The sequence below is a fragment of the Burkholderia sp. MR1-5-21 genome (genome assembly GCF_053427715.1).
Map to the genome: position 1 here is coordinate 1 of NZ_JBSAXD010000094.1, position 977 is coordinate 977.

Below are 977 nucleotides of genomic sequence, written 5' to 3' on the forward strand. Positions count from 1 at the left end.
CGAATGCGCAAGGGGCGCTCAACGCGCAGGCTAGCGGTGCGCTTGTCAATGATCGCGGCAACCTGTCGAGCGGCAGCAGTGTGACACTGACGGGCGGAAGCGTGTCGAACCAGGGCGGCAAGGTGTCGGCGCAAGGCCCGCTGTCGGTGCAGTCGTCGGGCGTGCTCGCGAATCAGGGCGGTACGCTGGTGTCGCAAGGCACGACGCAGGTGCGCGGCGGCGCGATCAGCAACCACCAGGGCACGATTCAGAGTGCCGCTGGCATGACGGTGGCCGGCGCGTCGCTGGACAATTCGGCGGGGCGCATCACGTCGCTCAATGGCGATGGCCTGTCGGTCACGACGAGCAGCCAGCTGACGAATTCGACTGGCACGACGGCGAACGGTGCGCAAGGTGGTGTGATCGGCGGCAATGGCGATGTGACTGTACAGGCAGGCAGTCTTGCCAATCATGGATCGATCAGCGCAAATGCCGATTTGACGGTTGATGCGCAATCGATTGACAACGGAAACGGTTCGTTGACGGCCGGACAGAACGCGTCGATTAATGCAGGCGCGTACCTGGCAAATGCAACCGGCAGCATTGCTGCGGGAGCGCTGGCAAATGTTCGCGCGTCTAATTTGGACAATAGTTCAGGCTCGATTGAGGCAAGCCAGTTGACGCTGACGGCGACCGATCTTAAAAACGAGTCGGGCATGATCACGCAGATCGGAACCAACCCGACCACGATCGCCGTAACCGGCACGCTCGACAATAGTTCGGGAATCGTACAAACGAATAGCACCGATCTAAGCCTCACGCCGGCCGCGTTGATCAACGATCACGGAAAAATTGCACACGCCGGCAGCGGAGCGCTGACTATCGGGACCGGCGCACTTTCGAACCAGGGCGGTTCGATTGTGACCAATGGCGTACTTGCTCTGACCGCCGCAGCCTTGTCGAATCAAGCTGGCACACTGTCCGCTCAGCGGCAGGCG

At 61.3% G+C, this 977-nt stretch carries 1 pseudogene; it reads left to right on the plus strand.

Features of this window, described 5'->3' with window-relative positions:
* A pseudogene (locus tag ACV229_RS40525) lies at positions 1–977 on the plus strand (filamentous hemagglutinin); the annotation flags it as partial.